The 22,618-nt window shown below is 70.8% G+C and carries 21 protein-coding genes and 1 tRNA gene; 14 read left to right on the top strand and 8 right to left on the bottom strand.

Translation table 11 applies throughout. The annotated features are described in order from the left end of the window. Positions 1-41 precede the first annotated feature (41 nt). The 3 genes from ACFV9T_RS09080 to ACFV9T_RS09090 all read left to right on the top strand — a co-directional run bounded on the left by ACFV9T_RS09080 (position 42) and on the right by ACFV9T_RS09090 (position 2,150). Positions 42-1,370: a helix-turn-helix domain-containing protein gene (locus tag ACFV9T_RS09080; RefSeq protein ID WP_385437770.1), complete on the top strand. Its 1,329-nt coding sequence runs from the start codon at positions 42-44 to the stop codon at positions 1,368-1,370. A gap of 5 nt (positions 1,371-1,375) precedes the next feature. Next, positions 1,376-1,984, top strand: coding sequence for an oligoribonuclease (gene orn / locus ACFV9T_RS09085; protein ID WP_385437771.1), 609 nt, complete (start codon positions 1,376-1,378; stop codon positions 1,982-1,984). Between the two features lie 93 nt (positions 1,985-2,077). Beyond that, positions 2,078-2,150 (top strand) — tRNA-His (locus ACFV9T_RS09090). Positions 2,151-2,217: 67 nt separating this feature from the next. Here ACFV9T_RS09090 and ACFV9T_RS09095 read toward each other — a convergent pair. After that, positions 2,218-2,502, bottom strand: a complete 285-nt coding sequence (locus ACFV9T_RS09095; RefSeq protein ID WP_385437773.1) for a hypothetical protein — start codon at positions 2,500-2,502, stop codon at positions 2,218-2,220. A 103-nt stretch (positions 2,503-2,605) separates the two neighbouring features. After that, complete coding sequence (locus ACFV9T_RS09100; protein ID WP_385437774.1) at positions 2,606-3,292, bottom strand: SDR family oxidoreductase; 687 nt, start codon at positions 3,290-3,292, stop codon at positions 2,606-2,608. Between the two features lie 95 nt (positions 3,293-3,387). Here ACFV9T_RS09100 and ACFV9T_RS09105 point away from each other — a divergent pair, with 95 nt between their 5' ends. Together ACFV9T_RS09105 and ACFV9T_RS09110 are read left to right on the top strand one after the other, a co-directional pair. Further along, entirely contained in the window at positions 3,388-3,975 is a 588-nt protein-coding gene (locus tag ACFV9T_RS09105) for a TetR/AcrR family transcriptional regulator (RefSeq protein ID WP_385437776.1), read from the top strand. 141 nt (positions 3,976-4,116) lie between these two features. Beyond that, the gene (locus ACFV9T_RS09110; protein WP_385437777.1) at positions 4,117-5,265 is read left to right on the top strand and encodes a methyltransferase domain-containing protein; all 1,149 of its coding nucleotides are present in this window, start codon (positions 4,117-4,119) and stop codon (positions 5,263-5,265) included. 240 nt (positions 5,266-5,505) lie between these two features. On the opposite strand, the gene ACFV9T_RS09115 is transcribed toward ACFV9T_RS09110, so the two are convergent. The 3 genes from ACFV9T_RS09115 to ACFV9T_RS09125 all read right to left on the bottom strand — a co-directional run bounded on the left by ACFV9T_RS09115 (position 5,506) and on the right by ACFV9T_RS09125 (position 7,367). Further along, positions 5,506-6,111, bottom strand: coding sequence for a histidine phosphatase family protein (locus ACFV9T_RS09115; protein WP_385437779.1), 606 nt, complete (start codon positions 6,109-6,111; stop codon positions 5,506-5,508). A gap of 153 nt (positions 6,112-6,264) precedes the next feature. After that, positions 6,265-6,498 carry a hypothetical protein gene (locus ACFV9T_RS09120; RefSeq protein ID WP_385437781.1) on the bottom strand — a complete coding sequence of 78 codons (234 nt, stop codon included), beginning with the start codon at positions 6,496-6,498 and terminating at the stop codon, positions 6,265-6,267. Between the two features lie 107 nt (positions 6,499-6,605). Next, the gene (locus ACFV9T_RS09125; RefSeq protein ID WP_385437782.1) at positions 6,606-7,367 is read right to left on the bottom strand and encodes a Clp protease N-terminal domain-containing protein; all 762 of its coding nucleotides are present in this window, start codon (positions 7,365-7,367) and stop codon (positions 6,606-6,608) included. An 86-nt stretch (positions 7,368-7,453) separates the two neighbouring features. On the opposite strand from ACFV9T_RS09125, the gene ACFV9T_RS09130 reads away from it, so the two are divergent. From ACFV9T_RS09130 to ACFV9T_RS09145, 4 genes are all read left to right on the top strand, one after another. Further along, on the top strand, positions 7,454-8,026 hold the full coding sequence (locus tag ACFV9T_RS09130; protein ID WP_385437784.1) for a TetR/AcrR family transcriptional regulator: 573 nt from the start codon (positions 7,454-7,456) through the stop codon (positions 8,024-8,026). Then, the gene (locus ACFV9T_RS09135; RefSeq protein WP_385437785.1) at positions 8,023-9,468 is read left to right on the top strand and encodes an MFS transporter; all 1,446 of its coding nucleotides are present in this window, start codon (positions 8,023-8,025) and stop codon (positions 9,466-9,468) included. The genes ACFV9T_RS09130 and ACFV9T_RS09135 overlap by 4 nt, the downstream gene beginning before the upstream one ends. A gap of 72 nt (positions 9,469-9,540) precedes the next feature. After that, complete coding sequence (locus ACFV9T_RS09140) at positions 9,541-10,647, top strand: epoxide hydrolase family protein (protein ID WP_385437786.1); 1,107 nt, start codon at positions 9,541-9,543, stop codon at positions 10,645-10,647. Between the two features lie 14 nt (positions 10,648-10,661). Further along, positions 10,662-11,411: a hypothetical protein gene (locus ACFV9T_RS09145; protein ID WP_385437788.1), complete on the top strand. Its 750-nt coding sequence runs from the start codon at positions 10,662-10,664 to the stop codon at positions 11,409-11,411. Here the strand turns inward: ACFV9T_RS09145 and ACFV9T_RS09150 are convergent. Further along, on the bottom strand, positions 11,408-11,680 hold the full coding sequence (locus ACFV9T_RS09150) for a hypothetical protein (RefSeq protein ID WP_385437789.1): 273 nt from the start codon (positions 11,678-11,680) through the stop codon (positions 11,408-11,410). The genes ACFV9T_RS09145 and ACFV9T_RS09150 overlap by 4 nt on opposite strands. Before the next feature lie 138 nt (positions 11,681-11,818). Then, positions 11,819-14,719, bottom strand: a complete 2,901-nt coding sequence (locus ACFV9T_RS09155; protein WP_385437790.1) for a glycoside hydrolase family 48 protein — start codon at positions 14,717-14,719, stop codon at positions 11,819-11,821. Positions 14,720-15,013: 294 nt separating this feature from the next. Here ACFV9T_RS09155 and ACFV9T_RS09160 point away from each other — a divergent pair, with 294 nt between their 5' ends. Both ACFV9T_RS09160 and ACFV9T_RS09165 read left to right on the top strand, forming a co-directional pair. Beyond that, positions 15,014-16,531 (top strand): cellulose binding domain-containing protein, encoded by a 1,518-nt coding sequence (locus ACFV9T_RS09160; RefSeq protein ID WP_385437792.1) that lies wholly within the window; start codon positions 15,014-15,016, stop codon positions 16,529-16,531. Beyond that, a complete protein-coding gene (locus tag ACFV9T_RS09165; RefSeq protein ID WP_385437793.1) occupies positions 16,528-17,946 on the top strand; it encodes a glycoside hydrolase family 6 protein in 1,419 nt (472 codons plus the stop codon). Before ACFV9T_RS09160 ends, ACFV9T_RS09165 begins: the two co-directional genes overlap by 4 nt. A gap of 54 nt (positions 17,947-18,000) precedes the next feature. Here ACFV9T_RS09165 and ACFV9T_RS09170 read toward each other — a convergent pair whose 3' ends face one another. After that, positions 18,001-19,050 carry a LacI family DNA-binding transcriptional regulator gene (locus ACFV9T_RS09170; protein WP_385437795.1) on the bottom strand — a complete coding sequence of 350 codons (1,050 nt, stop codon included), beginning with the start codon at positions 19,048-19,050 and terminating at the stop codon, positions 18,001-18,003. Positions 19,051-19,325: 275 nt separating this feature from the next. Here ACFV9T_RS09170 and ACFV9T_RS09175 point away from each other — a divergent pair, with 275 nt between their 5' ends. Genes ACFV9T_RS09175 through ACFV9T_RS09185 form a run of 3 tightly spaced genes read left to right on the top strand, consistent with a single transcriptional unit; the run spans position 19,326 to position 22,609 of the window. Beyond that, a complete protein-coding gene (locus ACFV9T_RS09175; RefSeq protein WP_385437796.1) occupies positions 19,326-20,663 on the top strand; it encodes an ABC transporter substrate-binding protein in 1,338 nt (445 codons plus the stop codon). A gap of 5 nt (positions 20,664-20,668) precedes the next feature. After that, on the top strand, positions 20,669-21,685 hold the full coding sequence (locus ACFV9T_RS09180) for a carbohydrate ABC transporter permease (RefSeq protein ID WP_385437797.1): 1,017 nt from the start codon (positions 20,669-20,671) through the stop codon (positions 21,683-21,685). 18 nt (positions 21,686-21,703) lie between these two features. After that, on the top strand, positions 21,704-22,609 hold the full coding sequence (locus ACFV9T_RS09185; protein ID WP_385437798.1) for a carbohydrate ABC transporter permease: 906 nt from the start codon (positions 21,704-21,706) through the stop codon (positions 22,607-22,609). Positions 22,610-22,618: the final 9 nt, after the last annotated feature.

Raw genomic sequence — 22,618 nt, forward strand, 5'->3', positions numbered from 1 at the left:
CAGGACCGAGAGGACGCGACCACCGAGGGGGGCTTAGAGCCATGAGCCAGGACTCCACGACCGTACCGGAGACCTCGCGCAAGCTCTCCGGACGCCGCCGACGAGAAATCGTCGCGGTGCTGCTGTTCAGCGGCGGACCGATCTTCGAAAGCTCCATCCCGCTCTCCGTCTTCGGTATCGACCGGCAGGACGCCGGAGTCCCTCGGTACCGATTGCTGGTGTGCGCGGGCGAAGATGTGCCACTGCGAACGACTGGCGGACTGGAACTGACCGCACCGTACGGCCTGGAGGCGCTGTCCCGGGCCGGAACCGTCGTCGTACCGGCCTGGCGGTCGATCACCCAGCCGCCACCGGCCGCCGCGCTCGACGCGCTGCGCCGCGCGCACGAGGAGGGCGCGCGCATCGTGGGCCTGTGTACCGGGGCCTTCGTACTGGCCGCCGCGGGGCTGCTCGACGGCCGCCCGGCGACCACGCACTGGATGTACGCGCCGACGCTCGCCAAGCGCTACCCATCCGTCCACGTGGATCCGCGCGAGCTGTTCGTGGACGACGGCGACGTACTGACCTCGGCGGGCACCGCCGCCGGGATCGACCTGTGCCTGCACATCGTGCGCACCGACCACGGCGCGGACGCCGCGGGGGCCCTGGCCCGCCGGCTCGTCGTGCCGCCGCGCCGCAGTGGAGGGCAGGAGCGCTACCTGGACAGGTCGTTACCAGAGGAGATCGGCGCGGATCCGCTCGCCGAGGTCGTGGCGTGGGCGCTCGAGCATCTGCACGAGCAGTTCGACGTCGAGGCCCTGGCCGCCCGCGCCTATATGAGCCGGCGCACCTTCGACCGCCGCTTCCGGTCGCTCACTGGGAGCGCTCCACTGCAGTGGCTGATCACCCAGCGGGTGCTCCAGGCGCAGCGGCTCCTGGAGACCTCCGACTACTCGGTCGACGAGGTCGCCGGGCGCTGCGGCTTCCGGTCCCCGGTGGCGCTGCGCGGGCACTTCCGGCGGCAGCTGGGGTCCTCCCCGGCCGCCTACCGGGCCGCCTATCGGGCCCGCAGGCCCCAGGGCGGCGCCCCGGAGCGCGGTCCGGACCGGCTGGACCGGCTGGAGCGGGCCGAACGGCTCGGTGGCGGCGAGCGTGCCGAGGTGCTCGACCAGCGCCCCGGTGAGCACGCCATGCCGCTGCGCCGCCCCGGTGCGCCCGTCACCCATTCGGGACACCACCATCACCCTCCGCACTCGCCGCATCCACCGGGCGGTACGGAACCGGGCAAGCCGGAATCCGATGCGTACGCCCCACGCCTGCCTGAGCAGGCCACGGGCCGCGCCCCGGGCCGTCCGACCCTGCCCGGCCAGCGGGAACGCCCCGTAGGGTGAGACGTATGAACGATCGCATGGTGTGGATCGACTGCGAGATGACCGGGCTCTCGCTGTCGGACGACGCGCTCATCGAGGTGGCCGCGCTGGTCACGGACTCCGAGCTGAACATCTTGGGCGACGGAGTGGACATCGTTGTCCGGCCGCCCGCCCAGGCGCTGACCACCATGCCCGAGGTGGTGCGGGAGATGCACACGGCTTCCGGACTGCTCGCGGAGCTGGACGGCGGGACCACCTTGGCCGATGCCGAGGCCCAGGTCCTGGCGTACATCCGCGAGCACGTCCCGGACGTCGGCAAGGCCCCGCTGTGCGGAAACTCGGTCTCCACCGACCGCGGTTTCCTCCTGCGGGACATGCCGACGCTGGAGGCGTACCTGCACTACCGGATCGTCGACGTCTCGTCGGTCAAGGAGCTGGCCCGCCGCTGGTATCCGCGGGCCTACTTCAACAGCCCGAAGAAGAACGGGAACCACCGCGCACTCGCCGACATCCATGAGTCGATCGCCGAGCTGCGCTACTACCGGGAGGCGGTCTTCGTGCCGCAGCCCGGCCCGGACTCGGACACCGCGAAGACCATCGCGGCCCGCCACGTCCTGCCCGCCCGGCAGCCGTAGCGACTCGCTCCCGGCACACACGAAAGCCGGGAGCGAGCACCCCCGCCGACCCTGTATAGTTTTTCTCGGCCGGTGCGGAAAGCAGCGGTCATGGTGGGTATAGCTCAGATGGTAGAGCACCTGGTTGTGGTCCAGGATGTCGCGGGTTCAAGTCCCGTTACTCACCCTGAACGACCGAAGGGCTGACCTGGGAGACCAGGTCAGCCCTTCGTCGTATCCCCGAACCGGGCGGCCTACGCGGTACCCGCCATCTGCCGCTGACGCTCGCCGTTGGCGTGCGCCTTGTCCATCAGCGAGCCCTCTTCCTGCTCGTAGTGGGACAGGGCGATACCGAGGCCGAAGAAGGTGGGCGCCCACTCGCCGACGAAGATCCCCCACCGGTCGGCCCGGTCGATGCCCCGGCCGGGCTCGGCGCGGAGCGAGGCGGCCCAGGTCAGCAGGGACAGCCCGATGGAGGCGACGGCGGCGGTGTAGGCGTGCTCGCTGCGCAGGCCCATATCGTGCAGCTTCTTGATCACGGCGGTACTCCTCCGGGAGGTTCCCCCCTCGGGACCACTCCCGTGTGCCCAGGCTCGGGCGAGTGACACAGGACGCGGTGAGCCGGTCGTCAGGGGGTGCGCCTCAGGCGGCGTTCGGCGAGGCCGCCAGGGACTGCCTGACGTGCCGGGTGACCTCGTCGGCGAGGATCTCGGGCAGGCCCGTCTCGACGCCGTCCAGGGCCTGCGCGGCGACCTCGGCGGGGTCGGCCTTCTGGTCGGCGGGGACGCCTGCGGCCATGTCGGTGTCCATGTAGCCGACATGCAGCGCCGAGACGATGATGCCGCGCGGCGCCAGTTCCTCGCGGGCGGCGTCGGTCAGCGCCCATGCCGCGGCCTTGGTCGCGGCGTACGACCCGAGGGGGGCGGGGTGCAGCCAGGACAGGACGGACAGGACGTTGAGCACGGCACCGCCGCCGTTGCCCTCGATGACGGGGGCGAAGGCCCGCGTCACGGCGAGCGGGCCGTAGAAGTTCGTCTCCATCTCCCGGCGCACGGCGTCCGGGCCGCCCGCGATCAGCGGCGTGGGGGTGGAGATGCCCGCGTTGTTCACCAGCAGCGTCGCGTCGGACGCGGTGCGGGCCGCGGCCCGGATCGACTCCTCGTCCGTCACGTCCAGCCGCAGCGGGGTGACGCCCGGCAGGTCCACCGCCTCGGGGCGCCGGGCCGCCGCGTAGACCTTCGCCCCGCGCTCCACCAGCTGGGCGGCCAGGTGCCGCCCGAGCCCCCGGTTGGCGCCGGTGACGACCGCGACCGCGTCCTTCAGTTCCATGACCGCTCCTTGCACTTGCGTGATTTAGATTACGTACATAATCTAAAGCACGCCCTAGAATGGATGTCAATCGACATCCAAACGGGAGGTGGCTGATGGGCCGCGTATCGCAGGCGCAGGCGGAGGAGAACCGCAGGCGGGTCGTGGACACCGCCTCCCGGCTGTTCCGGGAGCAGGGCACCCACATCAGCGTCGCCGACCTCATGAAGGCGGCCGGTCTGACCCACGGCGGCTTCTACAAGCAGTTCGCCTCCAAGGACGCGCTCATCGGCGAAGCCACCGCCCATGCCTTCGAGGGGCTGACCCGGCAGCGCGACGACGGGCTAGAGCAGTACGGCGGGCAGCGCGAGGCCGCCCAGCGCGCGCTGATCGACGCGTACCTCTCCACCGAGCACCGCGACAGCCCGGCGGACGGCTGCCCCGCCGCCGCGCTCGCCGCCGACATGGCGCGCGAGCCCGAGGACCGCGAGGCCCGCCGCGTCTATACCGAGGGCGTGGGCGACTTCGCCGAGTGGCTCGCCACGGAGGACACCGAGGGCGAGGAGGGCGCGGACGGCCTCACCCGGCTGTGCACGATGCTCGGCGCCCTCGTCCTGGCCCGCGCCACCAAGGGCTCCCCACTCTCCGACCAGATCCTCGCGGCCGCCCGCGAGGCCTTGACGGTCGATCAGCAGGGCGCGTAAGCCCCCGTACGCCGTCGCCAGGGATCCGCCGGGCGCGCGCACCCCGACGCCGCTCACCCCGAAGCGCCCGTGCGCCCTGCCGCGCGCCCCGGTTCGGCATCACCATGGGCGCCACACGTCTGACAGTGAGGGGACGAACCCGTGGGGAACCCCCGGGAGCGGGACGCACCGGAAGTGACCGGGCAGGAGGGGCTGCGCGCCGCGTTGGATGACGTCATGGAGCAGCGTGGCGCGTGGCCCGGGCGGGCGCCGTGGGTTCGGGCCGCGGTCGCGGCCATGCCGCGGCATGACTTCGCGCCGGACCGGCTCTGGCGGTGGACCGGGCGGGCATACGTGCCCATCGATCGCGGTAGCGCCTTCGAGGAGTGGACGGCCGAGGTGTACGGCTCGCCGGATGCGGCCGCGGTCACCGAGATCCGTGGGGGCGTGCCGTCGTCCAGTCTGTCCGCGCAGGGCGTCGTGGTCGACATGCTCGACGCGCTGCGCCTGGAGTCCGGTCAGCGGGTGCTGGAGCTGGGTACCGGTACCGGCTGGAACGCGGCGCTGCTCGCCCGGCGGGCGGGCTCCGTGGTCAGCGTCGAGGTGGGCGCCGGGCTGGCGGCGGCCGCGGCCGGGCGGCTCAAGCGAGCTGGGGCGGATGTGGACGTGCGGGTTGCCGATGGCGCCGCAGGGTGGTCGGCGGGGGCGCCCTACGACCGGGTGATCGCCACCTACGCGGTCGACAGCGTCCCGTGGGCATGGGTCGAGCAGACCCGGCCGGGCGGCCGGATCGTCCTCCCCTGGGGGCGACTTGGGCATGTCGCGCTCACGGTCGCGGGCGACGGTCGGTCGGCGAGCGGCTGGGTGCAGGGCCTGGCCACGTTCATGCCCGCCCGCGGCACGGACCTCGGCCGGGACTTCCAGCAGGTACGCGAGGCCGCGCCGTACGCGGACGAGCGGCCGTTCACGCGAGACCTGACGCCGTTGCGCGACGACTGGCACCTGCGGTTCGCCCTGCGCGTCGCCGTGTCAGACGTACAGATCACGACCGCCGAAGACGAGGACGGGCTGAACGCCTGGCTCCACGACGGCTCCACGTCGTGGGCGATGCTCGCCGCGGTCGGCGACGGCACCACGGTCGCCTACCAGGGCGGGCCCCGGCGCCTCGCGGACGAGGTGGAGCGGGGCTGGGACGGGTGGCTGACGGAGGGGCGTCCCGAGCTGTACGACTACGGCCTGACGGTGACGTCGGATCAGCAGTACGCATGGTGCCGGGACGCCGAAACGGGCCCGCGCTGGCCGGGCGTGTAGCCGCGCGTCCCGACGCCCGCACCTCACGTCACGGTCGGCCTTCGGCAAGTTCCCCAGGCCGTCCCACCGCGGCCTCGGCGAAGCTGGTTCGCCCGGCACAAGGTGCTCTCCGCCATCGGGGCGCTCACCGCGGTGTGCGTCATCGGCGGCATCGCGTCCGGCGGCGGCAAGGACGGCGAGGACTCCGGCGGGTCCGACGCGTCCTGGACTCGGCCGAGGTGTGGACCGACTCCGGGGCCGTCAGGCGATCCGTTCGGTGCCCCAGTGGGTGACCGTCCAGCCGCTGCGTGGGTCGCCGGTCAGGGTGACGGTCTGGGTGTTCTCCAGGGGGTTGCGGGCGGCGAACGCGGCGTCGATGTTGAGCGCGCGGGCGGCGGTCCAGGTGCGGATGGCCGCGCCGTGGCTGATGACGGTGACGTACTCCGCCCCCGAGGCGGCGATCTCCTCGATCACCTCGTCGTAGCGGGCCAGGGCCTCCTCGCCGGTGTCGCCGCCCGGCATCGGCAGGTCGGTCTGACCGGCGGACCAGGCCATCACCGTCTTGAGGTAGAGCTGCACGGACTCGCTGTCGTCGCGCATCTCCAGGTCACCGGCGCGCAGTTCGCGTATGCCCTCGCGGATGACGACCTCCAGGCCGCGCGCGTGGGCGAGGGGGGCGGCCGTCTGCTGGGCGCGGTGGAGCGGGGAGGCGTACAGGGCGTCGATCCGCTCAACCGCGAGGCGCTCCACCAGGGCCTCCGCCTGCTGACGGCCGAGGGGGGTGAGGTCCGCGCCCGGCAGGTCGGTGTCCAGGGCGTGGATGACGTTGGAGGGGGTCTGGCCGTGGCGGACGAGCAGGAGGCGCATGAGCGGGGGCGTCCTTCCGGGGAGCGGGCGCGGGTGCGGCGCCCGGCCTCGGGGGCCGGGCCGCCGTCCTCATCGTCGCTCAGCCGGTCCCGGGGAGGGAACACGCGACGGGGTCGCGCGGCTCACACTCCCCGGGTCAGGAGAGGTACCGGCTCAGCCGTCGGCCGGAGCCGGATGTCGTACGGCCTTCTTCACGGCGGCCTCCAGCGCGGCCCGGCTGAGCCCGGCGTCCCGGGCGTGTTCGGTGACGGCGGCCTGCACGGCGACGGCGGCGTCGTACCAGCGCTTCCACTGGGTCGTGTGGTCGGCGTCGGCGAGACCTGCCAGTTTGGCGTGCTCGGCGTCCGCCGACTGCTGGAGGGCGATGATTCTGTCGGGGATGTCCACGCGTTGGATCATAAGTCCGACGCTTCGGGCGTATGTGCGTACCGCTCGCCCCACGCCGCCCGCGCTACACGTTCGGCGGGCGGCGCTTGAGGGGGCGCGTCAGCGGGTTACGACTCCTTCTCGGAGAAGTCCGCCTGGATCCGCTCCAGCATCTGGACGATGGACGCCTCGATACCCGCCTTGGCGATGCCGAGGTCCGCGAGCACGCCCGAGCCGTCCTCGTGTTCGAGGAGGGCGAGCAGGATGTGCTCGGTGCCGATGTAGTTGTGGCCCAGGCGCAGGGCCTCGCGGAAGGTGAGTTCGAGGACCTTCTTGGCGCTCGCGTCGAAGGGGACCAGCGCGGGCATGGAGTCGGCGGCGGGCGGGAGGGCGGCGGTGGCGGCCTGGCGGACGGTGTCCAGGAGGACGTCCTGCGCGACGATCGCCTTGGCGGCCAGGCCGTCGGGCTCGGCCAGGAGGCCGAGGACGAGGTGTTCGGTGCGGATCTCGTCGTTGGAGGCGGCGCGGGCCTCGTTCTGGGAGGACACCACGACGTTCCGGGCGCGGGGGGTGTAGCGGCCGAAGCCCTGACTGGGGTCGAGGTCCTGGGCGGCGGAGCCCTTGGGGACGAAGCGCTTCTGGGCCGCCTGCCGCGTCACCCCCATGCTCTTGCCGATGTCGGTCCACGACGCGCCGGAGCGGCGGGCCTGGTCCACGAAGTGGCCGATGAGGTGGTCGGCCACGTCACCGAGGTGGTCGGCGGCGATGACCGCGTCGGTGAGCTGCTCCAGGGCGTCGGTGTGGGTCTTCTTGATGGCATCGATCAGCTCGTCGAGGCGTACGGGGTTGGTCATGCCGGTGGGCTGCGCGTTCGCGTCCGGGTTCGTCATGTGTCAACTATGGGTTGACACTTCTGGGTGTGTCAACTCGCAGTTGACAGTAGACAGTGTCTATTTCTGACTGGTAGACACTGTCTATGAGCGAAGAGGACAGGGGCCTGCGGACCCGACTGGTCGATGTCGGCGTCGAGTTGGTGGACCGGGAGGGCGCGGCGGCCCTGTCGCTGCGCGAGATCGCGCGGCAGGCCGGGGTCTCGCACGGGGCGCCCCGGCGCTACTTCCCGACGCATCTGTCCCTGCTGTCGGCCATCGCGCGGCGCGGCTTCGACCAGCTGGCCGGGCAGGCCGGGGCGGCGATCGGGGACGGGCGGCGGGAGCCCCGGGAGCAGCTGATGGCGCTGGGGCGGGTCTACCTGGAGTTCGCGCGGACCAACCGCGGGATGTTCGAGCTGATGTTCCGGCACGATCTGCTGGAGAGCAACCAACTGGGGCTGCGGGAGACCAGTCTGCCGCTGTTCGAGGTGCTGGTGGGGCTGGTCCGCCGGGTACGCCCCGAGGCGGAGGCGGGTGTCGTCGCGGGTGCCCTGTGGGCCAATCTGCACGGCATCGCGCAGCTGTGGGAGTGGGGCAGCCTCCCGCTCGCCACCGGTACGGAGGACGTCGAGCCGTTGCTGCGGGCGGCGATGGACGCCCACCTGGGGGCGGCATGACGACGACGTCACGGCGACGGCAGCGGCTCATCCTCGTCGGCAGCGTCACCGGCGCCGTCGTCGTCGCCCTCGACGGCACCGTACTGACCGTCGTACAGCCCGCCCTGCAGCGCGATCTGCACGCCTCGTTCACCCAGGTGCAGTGGACCAGCACGGGCTATCTCATCGCCGTCGCCAGCCTGTTGGTGTTCGCCGGGCGGCTCGGCGACCGGTATGGCCACCAACGGGTGTTCGCGGTCGGCACGCTGGGCTTCGCCGCCGCGTCGGCGGGCATCGGGGTGGCGCCCGGCATCGGCTGGGTGATCGGACTGCGCGTCGCGCAGGGCGTGTTCGGCGCGCTGCTGCAGCCCGCCACCCTCGGCATGCTGCGCGCCGCCTATCCGCGCGACCGGCTCGGGATGCCGATCGCGCTGCGTACCAGCGCCATCGGGGTGGCGGCCGCCGCCGGGCCGATCGTGGGCGGGGCGCTCGCGGCGCAGTTCGGCTGGCGGTCGGTCTTCTTCCTGAGCGTTGTCCCCGCGGCGGCGGTGGGCGTACTGGCGCTGGTCGTACGCGTCCCGGCGGACAGACCGGACGGACCGGACGGGCCGCGCACCGAGGTGGCGCTCGACCTGCCCGGCGCCTGTCTGCTGGCGCTGGCCCTGGTGTGCCTGGTCCATACGCTCGCCGCGATACCGGAGACCGGCTGGACGGCGGCCACCGCGCCCGGCCTCCTCGCCATGGCGGCCGCCGGGGGCGCGTACGTATGGCACGCGCGCCGTACGCCGAACCCGCTGGTGCCGCCCGGCGTGCTGCGCTCGGCGACGGTCACCTCGGCGCTCGGCGTGCTGGTGGCGGCGTCGGCGGCGCTGTTCGGGGCGCTGTTCGTCGGCACGTACTTCCTGCAGGACGTCCTCGCGCTGGACCCGCTGGAGAGCGGGCTGCGGGTGCTTCCGCTGGCCGCGACGATGGTGCTGGGCGCGCCGGTCGCGGCGGTCCTGGCGCGCCGGTGCGGACCACGGCGTACGGCGGTGGCGGGGATGGCCGTCCTCGCGCTCGGCATCCTGCTCCTCTCCCGGCTCGACCGGGCGGCGACCGTCCCGGAGATCGGCGGCTGCTTCTTCGCGCTCGGGGCCGGTTTCGGCACCGTGATGGTCACCGCGACGGCCGTCGTCGTGCGCCACGCGCCGCTGGAGCACGCGGGGGTGGCGGGCGGGCTCCAGCAGACGGCCATGAACATCGGGCCGACGCTGGGAGTGGCCGCCGCGACGATGCTGCTGCGGCTGCCGGGCGGCGCAACCTTCGCCGCCGCGATGGGCCCCGCGCTGGCCGCCCTCGCGGCGGTCGCGGCGCTGGGCGCGCTGCTCGCCACCGCCCTGCCCGGCCGGACGCGCCCGGAGGCAGGTCCGCGCGAGCACGTGACAGAGACGGAGACGGAGACAGAGACAGAGGGCGTGCGTTGAGGACGCGGGCTGTCCTCAACGGTTCCTAGGGTCAGGCGCGTCATCGCGAAGAAGCCCGCCCCGAGGAGAGCCATGAGCGGCACCGAGGTACGTCCCTTCCGCATCCACATCCCGCAGCCGGACCTGGACGACCTGAACGACCGGCTGGCCCGCACCCGCTGGCCTCGGCAGCTTCCCGGCGAGGAGTGGAGCCGCGGCGTCCCCGTCGCGGAGCTGAAGGAGCTGGCCGGGTACTGGGGCGAGGGCTTCGACTGGCGTGGGCAGGAGGCGCGGCTGAACGAGTTCCCGCAGTTCATGACGGAAATCGACGGCCAGGACATCCACTTCCTGCACATCCGGTCCGCCGACCCCGGCGCGCTGCCGCTCCTCCTCACCCACGGCTGGCCCAACTCCTTCGTGGAGTTCGCCAACCTCATCGGCCAGCTGACCGGCACGTTCCACGTGGTCGTGCCCTCGGTACCCGGCTTCGGCTTCTCCGCGCCGCCGCGCGAGACCGGCTGGAACGCGGCGCGGGTGGCGCGGATCTGGGCGGAGCTGATGGAACGCCTCGGCTACGACCGGTACGGCACCCAGGGCGGGGACTTCGGCGCGTACGTCGCCCCGGAGGTGGCCAGGGCCGCCCCGCCGGGACGGGTCGCCGGGGTCTACGTCATCGGCGGGCTCGGCTTCCCGACCGAGGCCGACGTCCCCGACCTGACCGAGGACGAGCGGGCGGCGTACGCGTGGCTCCAGGAGCAGGACTGGATCAACGGCGTGGATCACCACGCGCTGCTCCGCGCGGCGCCGCAGACCTTCGCCTACGGATGGCAGGACTCCCCCGTCGCCGCGCTCGCCTGGATGGCGCAGAAGTTCAAGGAATTCACCACGGCGGGCAAGGGGTGGCAGGAGCTGATCGACCGGGATCTGTTCCTGACCAACCTCAGCCTCTACTGGTTCACCGGCACGTTCGGCTCCTCGTCCTGGCCCATGTACGACAGCACCGGCTTCGGCTGGCCGGAGGGCCAGGCCGTGGCCCCGACGGGCGTCTACAGCGGCCCGCCCGGCATCCGCAGGCTCGCCGAGCGGCACAACACGATCGTCCACTGGCCCACCGGCAACCCGGGCGGCCACCACTTCGTGGCCATGGAGCGGCCGGGTGATGTCGCCGCCGATATGCGGGCGTTCTTCGACGCCGTCTAGGCTGCCCTGCGCAGGTGAAGGACGAATTCAACGGGGGCGGGACTGTGTTCAAGAAGACGGCGGCCGGAGCGGCCTGTGTCGTGGCCGTGCTGATGACGGCGGGCTGTGGCGGCGCGTCCGGCGGACAGGCGGAGGGGAAGGCGTCGCGGCAGGCGGATTCCGCTTCCCCGAGCCCCACTGCCACCGCGAAGCCCCTGTCCGCCGACGCCCTGGGCGAGGCGCTGCTGACCCCGGAGGACATGCCCGCCGGGTGGAAGGTGGACGAGGAGCACCTGGACGGGACGTACCAGACGGACAGGCAGAACCTCCAGGGGTGGAAGAGCCCGTCCGCCTCCTGCAACGCGTTCGTCGCCCGTACGAACCGTGCCATCGGCAAGCCCGCGGCCGGGGTCGGGCGGTCGCTGGAGAACGACGAGTTCGACAGCGTGGAGACGCGGATCACCAGCTACCGCGACGACCTCGCCGCCGCGCAGAACATCAGCCAGCTCCGTAAGATCCCCGCCGCATGCCGCGAAGGGGGCAAGGCGGCGGGCGCGAAGATGGCGTTCAAGCGCTGGGCGGCGCCCACGGCGGGCGAGGAGTCCGTGGGCATCCAGATGAACGCCATGGGCTTCCCCTTCAACGTCGTGCAGATCCGGGAAGGCGCCACGGTCGCCGAGCTGACCTTCTCCCCCAGCAGCGACACCGCCTTCGTGGAGGACGTGACCCAGAAGGCGGCGGCACGGCTGAAGGCCGCGGCGCAGCCCTCCATACAGCAGGACTAGGCGCGCCCCTCGTGCTGCGGTGGGTGGCGGGGCCACCAGGGGGTCCAGGTGAACTTGTCGCCGCCCACCCAGCGCACCACGTCCGGGTCGTCCAGGTCGATGTTGTCCAGGCCGAGCTGGCGGGCGATCTCGATGATGTCCAGGACCGAGTGCGCCTTGCCGACCAGCTCCCCCGCGACCTCCACCAGGCGGTAGGGCGGATCGGCGTGCTGGACGCCGAGCACCACCATCGTCGGCCGGGTGACGCGCGGGCTCTCGCTCTCGGTCATGGCTCCACGCTGCGGCCGGGGCGCCGTCGTCGCACCCCTGGATGCCCCAGATGGGCGAATCCGCGACGTCCTCAAACGGCAGCGAGGAGGCGGGGCCCCCGACCCTGAGGGCCCCGCCGGTCCGCACGATGGGTTCCGCTACTCGAAGAGTTCTCCGTACGAACCCATCGCCAGCGCGATGTCCGCCTGGGCCCAGAAGCGGTGGTACGTGAAGCTCGGCACCGCGCCGCCCTTCAGGTACGCCTCGACCTTGGACCAGGCCGGGTCGTTCTTGTAGAAGGAGCGGATCGACTGGAAGGTCGAGCTGGAGTCGATCTTGTCGCCGTTGGGCATGGTGCCGGTCCAGCCGCTGGGGACGTAGACCGGGTCGTCGAAGCGGTTGTAGTCGGCGCGGGACTCGGGGACCGCGATGCCCAGCGCGTCCTGGTGGTGGTTCCACATACCGTCGAGGAGCGCCTTGGCGGCGTTCTTGGCGGCGGTGTGGCCCGACTTGGCCGCGTAGTACGACAGCGTCTTCGCGTACGCGGCGGCCACGCCCACGTCGTTGGTGTAGTCGGTCACGGTGACGTGCAGGCCCGTGTTGGCGCCGGGGCTGGACGCGTTCCAGGTGTCGGGCTGGCCGGACCACTGGAGGTTGGACGGGAACTGGTAGGTGCCGTCGGGGTTGATGGTGGTCTTGGACAGCGCCCAGGTGACCCACTTGTCGAGGACGGCCTTGGCCGAGGCGTCACCGGTGCGGTTGTAGTACTCGGCGACGCGTTCCATGGACCACGCCTGGAAGCCGAACCACTGGTTGGACGGCGGGTCGTGGTAGACCGGCTTCTCGTCGTAGTACATGCCGTAGAACGTGGACTTTCCGGCGGGCGGGGTGGCGTAGCGGCCCTGCCAGCTGTTGGTGGCGCCGCCCGCGATGGCGCCCTCGCTGGACTGCAGCCACCGGTAGAACTCGACCTGCCGCTTGAGGCTGGTGGACCAGTCGCTCGCGCCGGTCGCGGACTTGGGCTTGAGGTCGGCGTACGAGCTTAAGGCCCAGGCCGCCATGGGGTTCTGGTAGCCGCCGTGTGCGTGCGAGGAGCCGATGCGCCAGGCCCAGCCCGCGGAGGTGTCGGTGGCGCCGCCCCAGGCGTAGTACCAGGAGAGCAGATAGCTGGAGCTGTTCTTGCCGCTGCCCGCCGGGCAGGTGGTCTCGCCGACGCAGTTGCCGACCTTCTTGAAGTACTTGTCGTACATGGCGTAGCGCAGATAGTCGCCCATCTTGGCGGCCTTGGCGATGTTCCCGGAGATCTGGCTGCCCTTGCCCTGCGCCTTGGCCCACTCGGAGGCCCAGTAGGCGGCCTGGACGACGCGGGCGTCGGCGTCGGGGGCGTTGGTGAACTTCCACTGCTTGGAGTAGGAGGCGTCACCGGTGAACAGGTCCAGATAGCCGTTCTTGCCGCCGTACTTGAAGCCGTCGCAGGTCGGCTGGGTCACGGTCTCCCAGACGGACTCCTGCGGGCCGCGCTGAAAGGTGTTGACGTAGGACGGGCCGGTGTCGGACGGGCCCGCCTCGCACTTGCCGGGCGAGTTGCCGTAGCCGTAGACGTTGTCGACGTCCTGGATCCAGTGCATGCCGTAGACGTCGTCGGTGCCGTACGCGCTCTTCAGCTCGGCCCCGATGGGGTCCTGGCCGACCGGCACGTTGCCGTCGAGCTTCGCCGGGTACTGCGAGGGCTGGTCCCACTCGGGCGCGTAGGTGGCGGGCTTGGAGGGGTTGTAGAAGCTGTTCGTCGGCTGGTCGGCGCGGGTGGGGATCATGTACTTCTCCATGATGTCCCACGCGGAGTTGAACTTGGTCCAGTCGCCGGTGACCTTGCCGTACATCGCCTGGAGCCAGATCAGATAGCTGTACGCCTCGGACGTCGTCTCATGGCCGTGGTCGGGCGCCTCGACGATCAGGGTCTCCACGGAGTGGTACGGGATGCCCTCGGGCGAGAAGTAGCCCGCCGAGGGCGCGGTGATCTTGTTGTACAGCTCCAGGAAGCGGGCGTCGTACGTCTTGGCGGCGGCCAGCTGGGTGACGGTGACCTCGGCCTTGGTGTGACCGGAGGCGGTCGCGGTGAAGGTCGCGGAGCCGGTGCCGGAGCTGGCGGCGGCGACGGTCACCTGCTGGGCGGTGTTCCAGTTGGCCGGGGTGAAGGTGAGGCTGCCGCCGGAGGAGATGGTCAGGCCCGAGTTGCCGGACGTACGGGCCACCGCGACCGTCACGTTGGCGGACGGCCTGGTGGACAGCCGGAGGCCGAACGTGCCGGTCTTGCCCTGCTCGACGCCGAGCTGAGCGGGGCTCGCGACCAGCGCGGGGCCCGCCGCGACATGGATGCCGACCGGAGTGGACTCGGCGGCGGCGCCCTGGCTGTCGTAGGCCTTCGCGTACAGCGAGAAGTCGCCCGCCGGGACGTCCGCGTAGTCGAAGCTGTACGGCGAGGTGGTGTCGGTGCCCAGCAGCTTGGTGTCGCTGTAGAACTCGACCTTGGTGATGCTCGCGCCGTCGGCGGCCGCGGCGGTGGCCGCCATCGGGACGGTGCCGCCCGCCGAGTAGACGGCGCCCGGGGCGGGGCTGGTGAGGACGGTGATGGGCGGCTGGTGGGCGCCTCGGCAGGTGACGCCGTTGACGGCGAAGGCGGTGGGCGCGGCGTTGGCGCCGCTGTAGCTGAACTGGCCGCCGGTGGTGACATTGCCACCGGCCGCGATGTTCGCGTTGTGGGCGGCGTTCTTGACGGTGACGGTCTTGCCGGACTGCGACCAGGTGCCGTTCCAGCCGTTGCCGAGCTTCTGGTTGCCCGCGTAGTCGTAGGTCAGGGTCCAGCCGTTGATGGCCTCGGTACCGGGGTTGGAGATCGTGAGATCGGCGGTGAAGCCCGAGCCCCAGTCGTTCGTCTTGTAGTCGACGTTGCACTGCACGGCGGCGGCGGTGTCGGCGTGGGCGGGGGCGGCGCCACCGGCGGCGGTCATGGCCACGGGCAGCGAGAGGGCCGCGGCCAGCGCGGTCACCAGCCGTCTCATCCGCCGACGCGCCCCTGACAAGGGTGAGCCTCGCTGTACGCGCATGGGGGACCTCCACGCGGGTTCGGAAACGGGGGGATGTGCGAACCAGTGGGAGCGCTCCCAAGCGTCCGTTCCATCTGAGGAAGTGTCAAGTCTTTGAACAGGACGGCCTGACAGAAGGCCTTCGACCGATAAATCTCTGAACGAGTCTGTTGACATGTACGCCACTGGCGCTACGGTCAGCTCAACCAGTGGGAGCGGTTCCAGCAGTCAGCGCCGACGGGACGGCGCGAGCACCCGAGGAGTCGCTCCATGCGAGCACCACCGCGCCTTTACGCCTTGGCGGCCGCCGCGTCGCTCACCCTGGCGGGCACCGCGGGCACCGCCGCCGCGTCCGGCACCTCCGTCGCACCACGGTCCGGCAGCTCCGTCGCACCACGGGCGGCGGCCGCCTGCACCGTGGCGTACACCGCCGCCAGCCAGTGGGGCGACGGCTTCCAGGGCAACGTCACGATCACCAACAACGGAGCCGCGCTCGACCGCTGGACCCTCACCTTCGACTTCTCCGCCGGACAGAAGGTGACCCAGGGGTGGAACGCCACCTGGTCGCAGTCCGGGACGACGGTGACCGCGGTCAACGCCGCCTGGAACGGGAAGATCGCGACGGGCGGCAGCGTCGGCGCCGGGTTCACCGCCTCCTGGTCCGGGTCCAACCCGGTGCCGTCGGCCTTCAAGCTCAACGGCGTGGCGTGCGACGGCGGATCCGGCCCGACGGATCCCACGGACCCGACCGATCCCCCGCCGGGCCAGGGCGGCACCCCGCCGAAGCTGCGCGTCGCGGGCAACGCGTTCGTGGACGAGAACGGGGCCACCCGGCGGCTGCTGGGCGTCAACCGCTCGGGCGGCGAGTTCATGTGCGTACAGGGCCGGGGCATCTTCGACGGGCCGATGGACGACGCGTCCGTGAAGGCCATCGCCGGGTGGAAGGCGAACGCGGTCCGCGTCCCGCTCAACGAGGAGTGCTGGCTCGGGCTGTCGCACATCAACGCCGCCTATCGCGGAGCGAACTACATCAACGCGGTGAAGGAGTACGTCACCCGTCTTGAGGCCCACGGCATCACGCCGATCCTCGAACTCCACTGGAGCCACGGAAAGTACACCGGCGGCGACAACAAGTGCCCGGACACCGCCTACGCCACCTGTCAGAAGCCGATGCCGAACGCCCAGTACACCCCGGCGTTCTGGTCCTCGGTCGCGGAGACCTTCAAGGGCGACCAGGCCGTGGTCTTCGACCTCTTCAACGAGCCGTTCCCGGACCGCGCCACCTCCGACCTCACGGCGGCGTGGAAGTGCTGGCGGGACGGCGGCAGCTGCCCCGGCATCGACTTCCCGGTCGCCGGGACGCAGAGCCTGGTGAACGCGGTACGGGCCACCGGCGCCCGGAACGTGATCCTGCTCGGCGGCCTCGCGTACTCCAACGACATGCGCCAGTGGCTGGCGTACAAGCCGAGCGACCCGGCGGGCAACCTCGCCGCCGCCTGGCACACGTACAACTTCAACACCTGCTCCAGCGAGAGCTGCTTCAACGAGCAGCTGGCCCCGGTGATCGCCCAAGTCCCGTTCGTGGCGGGAGAGATCGGCGAGAACACCTGCTCACACGGCTACATCGACCGCGTCATGGCCTGGCTGGACGCCCGGCGCGCCTCGTATCTCGGCTGGACCTGGAACACCTGGGACTGCTCGTCCGGCCCCTCTCTGATCAGCGATTTCAACGGCACCCCCACCGCTTTCGGCATCGGACTCCGCGATCACCTGAAAGGACTGTCATGAGCCGCATTCCCTCACCTCCCCCACCGTTCCAGAAGCCCCGTAGCCGCACCCGCGCGGCCGCGCTCGCGGGCGGCGCGCTGCTGGCCGCCACCGCCCTGACCGTCGGCTCGCTCGCGGGCACCGCCTCGGCGCAGGCCGACGGGGCCGCCAAGGCCGCCGCGAAGGTCGACAACCCGTACGCGGGCGCCAAGGTGTACGTGAACCCGGACTGGTCCGCCAAGGCCGCCGCCGAGCCCGGCGGCTCCAGGATCTCCAACCAGCCGACCGGCGTCTGGATGGACCGCATCGCCGCGATCAACGGCACCTCCGGCGCCCGCGGCCTCCGCGCCCACCTGGACACCGCGCTCCAGCAGTCGGGCGGCAGCCCCACCGTCGTCCAGCTCGTCATCTACAACCTGCCCGGCCGCGACTGCGCGGCGCTGGCCTCCAACGGCGAGCTGGGCCCGACGGAGATCGACAAGTACAAGACGCAGTACATCAACCCGATCGCGTCGATCCTGGGCGAGTCGAAGTACGCCAACTCCAATCTGCGGATCGTCACCACCATCGAGATCGACTCGCTGCCGAACCTGGTCACCAACACCGGCGGCCGCCCGACCGCCACCCCGCAGTGCGACACCATGAAGGCCAACGGCAACTACGTGAAGGGCGTCGGCTACGCGGTCAACAAGCTCGGCGCCATCGGCAACGTCTACAACTACATCGACGCCGGACACCACGGCTGGATCGGCTGGGACGACAACTTCAACGCCACCGCCCAGGTCCTCAAGCAGGCCGCGACCGCCGAGGGCAGCACGGTCGACAAGGTGGCGGGCATCATCGTCAACACCGCCAACTACAGCGCCCTGAAGGAAAACAACTTCACCATCAACGACAACGTCAACGGGACCACGGTCCGCCAGTCCAAGTGGGTGGACTGGAACCGCTACGTCGACGAGCTGTCGTTCGCCCAGGGCTTCCGCCAGGAGCTGGTGAACGTGGGCTTCCCGTCGAACGTCGGCGCGCTCATCGACACCTCCCGCAACGGCTGGGGCGGCGCGGCCCGCCCGTCCGGCCCTGGCGCCACGACCAGCGTCGACACGTACGTCAACGGCGGCCGCTACGACCGCCGTATCCACATCGGCAACTGGTGCAACCAGTCCGGGGCCGGGCTCGGTGAGCGGCCCAAGGCATCGCCCGCCGCCGGGATCGACGCGTACGTGTGGATGAAGCCCCCGGGCGAGTCCGACGGCTCCAGCTCGCAGATCCCGAACGACGAGGGCAAGGGCTTCGACCGGATGTGCGACCCGACGTACACGGGCAACGCGCGCAACGGCTACAACATGTCCGGTTCGCTCGCGAACGCGCCGCTGTCGGGCCACTGGTTCTCGGCCCAGTTCCAGCAGCTGCTGAGGAACGCCTACCCGGCGCTGTAACTCCTCCCACAGGCCCCGCTCGTGTTCGTACGAACGCGAGCGGGGCCTACCCGTTCACGACGACTCGCGCCGCACCAGCTGGGTCGGCAGCACCACCTGGGGGCGCTTGGAGGGCCGTTCCGAGGGGCCTTCGATCTCCTCCAGCAGCACCCGCACCATCGCCCGGCCCATCTCCTCGGTCGCCTGTCGGACGCTGGTCAGCGGCGGGTCCATGTGGCGGGCGACCGCGGAGTCCTCGAAGCCGACCAGCGCGACGTCCTCCGGGACCCGCCGCCCGGACTCGCGCAGCACCTGGCGGGCGCCCGCGGCCATCACGTCCGAGGCGGCGAAGACCGCGTCGAGGCGGGGCCGCAGCTCCAGCAGCTGGCGCATCGCCCGGCGGCCGCCCTCCTCGGTGAAGTCGGCGGACGCCACCAGCTCCGGTTCCGGCTCCCGGCCCGCGGCCCGGACCGCGGCGCGGTAGCCGTCCAGACGGCACTGGGCGACGTACATGTCCAGCGGCCCGGTGATGGTGGCGACGGTGGTGCGGCCGCGCCCGATGAGGTGCTCCACGGCGGACTGCGCGCCGCCGGTGTTGTCCGAGTCGACGTACGGCACCGACTCGTGCGCCGAGCGGCGCCCGCTGAGCACCGCGGGCATCTCCAGGCGCTCCAGCAGGTCGGGCAGCGGATCGTCCGCGTGGACGGACACCAGCAGGACGCCGTCGACCCGGTGCGCGGAGAGGTATTCGGCGAAGCGCTGGCGCTCCTTGGGGGTGCGGATGAGGGTCAGCAGCAGCTGCAGATCGGTGTCGGCCAGCTCGGCGCCGACGCCGCGGATGATGTCCGAGAAGTAGGGCTCCGCGAACAGCCGGGTCTCCGGCTCGGGTATGACCAGCGCGACGGCGTCGGCCCGGTTGGCGGCCAGCGCGCGGGCCACCCGGTTGGGCACGTAGCCGAGTTCGGCGACGGCCTGCTCGACGGCCGTACGGGTGCGGTCGCTGACCCTCGGCGAGCCGTTGATCACCCGGGAGACGGTGCCGCGGCCGACGCCCGCGCGGGCCGCGACCTCCTCAAGGGTGGGCCTGCCGCGCCCCGCACCATGCCGCCGCCGGGTTCCTGCCATCTCGCGCCTCCAGCCTCCGTACCCAGCAGATCCACCCACATGGGCGGCTGCGGTGGACATTCAACAGCAGTGCGGTTTCCGGAAGTTGTTCCGCTCTGTCCCTTGACACCCCAGCGGGGAGCCGCAACCCTTCAACACATCAACCTGGGAGCGCTCCCACAGTACCTGAGTCATACACAACCCGCACGCTGCCCGCCCGTGCCGATGCATCTCAAAGTCCCATGGATTCCCCCTTTTTGGCCGGGAGCGGTACGTCAGGGCGCTAGGAGGACGGAATGCGCAGGATCACTGGTACGTACCGCAGCAGAGCGGTGGCCCTCGCGGCCATCGCCGCGTTAGGGGCCGGACTGCTCAGCGGCTGTGCCGACGACGGCGACAGCGACACCAAGTCAGGCGGGGGCGGCGGGGGCGGTGGTGGCGGAAAGACCAAGATCATCATGGGTCTCTTCGGCACCATGGGCTTCAAGGAAGCCGGTCTCTACGACGAGTACATGAAGCTCCACAAGGACATCACGATCGAGCAGACGGTCATCGAGCGCAACGAGAACTACTACCCGCAGCTGCTCAACCACCTGAGCACGGGCAGCGGTCTGGCCGATGTCCAGGGCATCGAAGTCGCCAACATCGCCGAGGTCGTCCAGACCCAGGCGGACAAGTTCGTTGATCTTTCGAAGACAGCGGGCGTCAAGAAAGAGAACTGGCTCGACTGGAAATGGCAGCAGAGCATCACGAAGGACGGCAAGGCGGTCGGCCTCGCCACCGACATCGGCCCGATGGCGATCTGCTACCGCAAGGACCTGTTCCAGAAGGCCGGGCTGCCCACCGACCGTGAGAAGGTCTCCCAGCTCTGGGCCGGGGACTGGAACAAGTACCTGGACGCGGGCGAGAAGTACATGAAGAAGGCCCCCAGCGGCACGGCCTTCGTCGACTCGGCCGGCGGCGTCTTCAACGCGGCGGTCGCGGGCAACGCGGAGCGCTACTACAACAAGAGCGGCAAGATCATCTACAAGGACAGCCCGGCGGTGAAGGACGCCTGGGAGCTGGCCACCAAGGCGGCCACCGGGAAGATGACCGCCAAGCTCCAGCAGTTCCAGAAGAGCTGGGACCAGGGCTACGCCAACGGGCAGTTCGCCACCGTCTCCTGCCCGCCGTGGATGCTCGGCTACATCCAGAGCAAGGCCGGGGACAAGGCGAAGGACCAGTGGGACGTGGCCGCCGCGCCCAAGCCCGGCAACTGGGGCGGCACCTTCCTCGGCGTGCCGCAGGCGGGCAAGAACAAGGAAGAGGCGGCCAAGCTCGTCGCCTGGCTGACCGCACCCGAACAGCAGGCGAAGCTGTTCAAGGAGCGCGGCAGCTGGCCCAGCTCCCAGGCGTCGTACTCCCTGCCGGACGTGAAGGACGCCAAGCACCCCTACTTCGCGAACGCGCCGATCGGCTCCATCTTCACCGAGGCCGCCAAGGGCATCCCGGTCCAGGTGCTGGGCGCGAAGGACCAGATCATCAACCAGAACCTCGTGGACATCGGCCTCCTCCAGGTCGACCAGCAGGGCAGGTCGCCCGAGGCGGGCTGGAAGGCCGCGACCAAGACGATCGACAACGCGCTGGACCAGTGACCGGAATGCCCACCACCTCCGGTACTGCCGCGCCCCCCGCAGGGCAGGGGGGCGCGGCCCCGCGCCGCGCCACTCCGGTGGCGCCCCTCGATCCCCGGGAGCGGCGGCGGCGCGCGTGGCGCTCCCGCCGCCACCACTGGGACGTGAAGTGGAGCCCGTACGCCTTCGTCGCCCCGTTCTTCGTCTTCTTCGCCGCGTTCGGGCTCTTCCCGCTGGTCTACACGGGCTGGTCCGCGCTGCACCGGGTGGAGCTGACCGACCCCACCCATATGGAGTGGGTCGGGATGCGGAACTTCTCCCGGCTGTGGGAGGACGAGTTCTTCTGGAACGCGCTCCAGAACACGTTCACCATCGGGCTGATCTCCACCGTGCCGCAGCTGATCATGGCGCTCGGGCTGGCGCATCTGCTCAACTACAAGCTGCGCGGCTCGATGTTCTTCCGGGTCGCCATGCTCACCCCGTACGCCACCTCCGTCGCCGCCGCCACGCTCGTGTTCGTGCTGCTCTTCGGGCGCGACTACGGAATGATCAACTGGGCGCTTGGCCTGATCGGCGTCGACGGGATCGACTGGCAGAACGGCACCTGGTCCTCGCAATTCGCCGTCTCCACGATCGTCATCTGGCGCTGGACCGGCTACAACGCGCTGATCTACCTGGCCGCCATGCAGGCGGTGCCGCACGATCTGTACGAGTCGGCGTCGCTCGACGGGGCCTCGCGCTGGCAGCAGTTCCTCCACGTCACGATCCCCTCGCTGCGGCCCACCATCCTGTTCACCATCGTGGTGTCCACGATCGGGGCGACCCAGCTCTTCGGCGAGCCGCTGCTGTTCAACGGCAGCGCGGGCGCGACCGGCGGGGGCGACCACCAGTTCCAGACGCTGGGTCTTTACCTGTACGAGCAGGGCTGGGTGAACCAGCACCTGGGCCGGGCCTCGGCCATCGCCTGGGCCATGTTCCTGATCCTGCTGCTGATCGCCGCGGCCAACTGGCTGGTGCAGCGACGGCTGCGGAAGAGCCAGTGAGGGAGACGAGGGACCACCATGACCGCCACCGTGTCTTCCCGACCGGCCACCGCACCGCCCGCACCGCCCCCGGCCGGGCGGAAGGGCCGTAACCGCGCGGGCAAGCAGCTGCACGGCGGGAAGATCACCTACGCCGTGCTGACCCTGTTCACCCTGGGCTCGCTCTTCCCGCTGGTGTGGACCGCCATCGCCGCGTCCCGCACCAACACCCGGCTCGCCGAGACCCCGCCGCCGTTCTGGTTCGGCGGGAACCTGTTCCACAACCTCGATGTGGCGTGGAACGACGCCAATATGGGCGAGGCGCTGCTGAACACGACCGTGGTGGCCGGGACCATCGCGACCGGCACCGTGCTGTTCTCGACCATCGCGGGCTTCGCCTTCGCCAAGCTGCGCTTCCGCTTCAAGAACCTGCTGCTGATGCTCACCATCGGGACGATGATGGTGCCGCCCCAGCTCAGCGTCGTGCCGCTGTACATGGTGGTCGCGAAGCTGGAGTGGACCGACCAGCTCCAGGCCGTCATCCTGCCGACGCTGGTAACCGCCTTCGGGGTGTTCTTCATGCGGCAGTACCTCAGCCAGGCGCTGCCGACGGAGCTGATCGAGGCTGCCCGGATGGACGGCGCCAGCAGCCTGCGCGTCATCTGGCACGTGGTCTTCCCGGCGGCCCGCCCGGCCATGGCCGTGCTGGGGATGCTCACCTTCGTCCAGGCGTGGAACGACTTCTTCTGGCCGATCATCGCGCTCACCCAGACGGGCAACCCCACCGTCCAGGTCGCGCTGAACGGACTGGGCCGCGGCTATGTCCCCGACCAGTCGGTGATCATGGCGGGAGCGCTGCTCGGCACCCTGCCGCTGCTGATCGCTTTCGTGCTCTTCGGCAAGCAGATCGTGGGAGGCATCATGCAGGGCGCGGTCAAGGGCTGAGCCCTTCGT

Origin of the sequence: Streptomyces sp. NPDC059850 (assembly GCF_042731515.1) — a bacterium.
Classification (GTDB): domain Bacteria; phylum Actinomycetota; class Actinomycetes; order Streptomycetales; family Streptomycetaceae; genus Streptomyces.

What these genes read in the sequence shown, in the direction of transcription:
- ACFV9T_RS09150 (WP_385437789.1), bottom strand. Translation starts at nt 11,680, where the DNA reads ATGACCGAGAGCGAGAGCCCGCGCGTCACCCGGCCGACGATGGTGGTG.
- ACFV9T_RS09185 (WP_385437798.1), top strand. Translation starts at nt 21,704, where the DNA reads ATGACCGCCACCGTGTCTTCCCGACCGGCCACCGCACCGCCCGCACCG.
- ACFV9T_RS09130 (WP_385437784.1), top strand. Translation starts at nt 7,454, where the DNA reads ATGAGCGAAGAGGACAGGGGCCTGCGGACCCGACTGGTCGATGTCGGC.
- ACFV9T_RS09135 (WP_385437785.1), top strand. Translation starts at nt 8,023, where the DNA reads ATGACGACGACGTCACGGCGACGGCAGCGGCTCATCCTCGTCGGCAGC.
- ACFV9T_RS09115 (WP_385437779.1), bottom strand. Translation starts at nt 6,111, where the DNA reads ATGCGCCTCCTGCTCGTCCGCCACGGCCAGACCCCCTCCAACGTCATC.
- ACFV9T_RS09160 (WP_385437792.1), top strand. Translation starts at nt 15,014, where the DNA reads ATGCGAGCACCACCGCGCCTTTACGCCTTGGCGGCCGCCGCGTCGCTC.
- ACFV9T_RS09080 (WP_385437770.1), top strand. Translation starts at nt 42, where the DNA reads ATGAGCCAGGACTCCACGACCGTACCGGAGACCTCGCGCAAGCTCTCC.
- ACFV9T_RS09175 (WP_385437796.1), top strand. Translation starts at nt 19,326, where the DNA reads ATGCGCAGGATCACTGGTACGTACCGCAGCAGAGCGGTGGCCCTCGCG.
- ACFV9T_RS09170 (WP_385437795.1), bottom strand. Translation starts at nt 19,050, where the DNA reads ATGGCAGGAACCCGGCGGCGGCATGGTGCGGGGCGCGGCAGGCCCACC.
- orn (WP_385437771.1), top strand. Translation starts at nt 1,376, where the DNA reads ATGAACGATCGCATGGTGTGGATCGACTGCGAGATGACCGGGCTCTCG.
- ACFV9T_RS09105 (WP_385437776.1), top strand. Translation starts at nt 3,388, where the DNA reads ATGGGCCGCGTATCGCAGGCGCAGGCGGAGGAGAACCGCAGGCGGGTC.
- ACFV9T_RS09140 (WP_385437786.1), top strand. Translation starts at nt 9,541, where the DNA reads ATGAGCGGCACCGAGGTACGTCCCTTCCGCATCCACATCCCGCAGCCG.
- ACFV9T_RS09155 (WP_385437790.1), bottom strand. Translation starts at nt 14,719, where the DNA reads ATGAGACGGCTGGTGACCGCGCTGGCCGCGGCCCTCTCGCTGCCCGTG.
- ACFV9T_RS09165 (WP_385437793.1), top strand. Translation starts at nt 16,528, where the DNA reads ATGAGCCGCATTCCCTCACCTCCCCCACCGTTCCAGAAGCCCCGTAGC.
- ACFV9T_RS09180 (WP_385437797.1), top strand. Translation starts at nt 20,669, where the DNA reads ATGCCCACCACCTCCGGTACTGCCGCGCCCCCCGCAGGGCAGGGGGGC.
- ACFV9T_RS09125 (WP_385437782.1), bottom strand. Translation starts at nt 7,367, where the DNA reads ATGACGAACCCGGACGCGAACGCGCAGCCCACCGGCATGACCAACCCC.
- ACFV9T_RS09100 (WP_385437774.1), bottom strand. Translation starts at nt 3,292, where the DNA reads ATGGAACTGAAGGACGCGGTCGCGGTCGTCACCGGCGCCAACCGGGGG.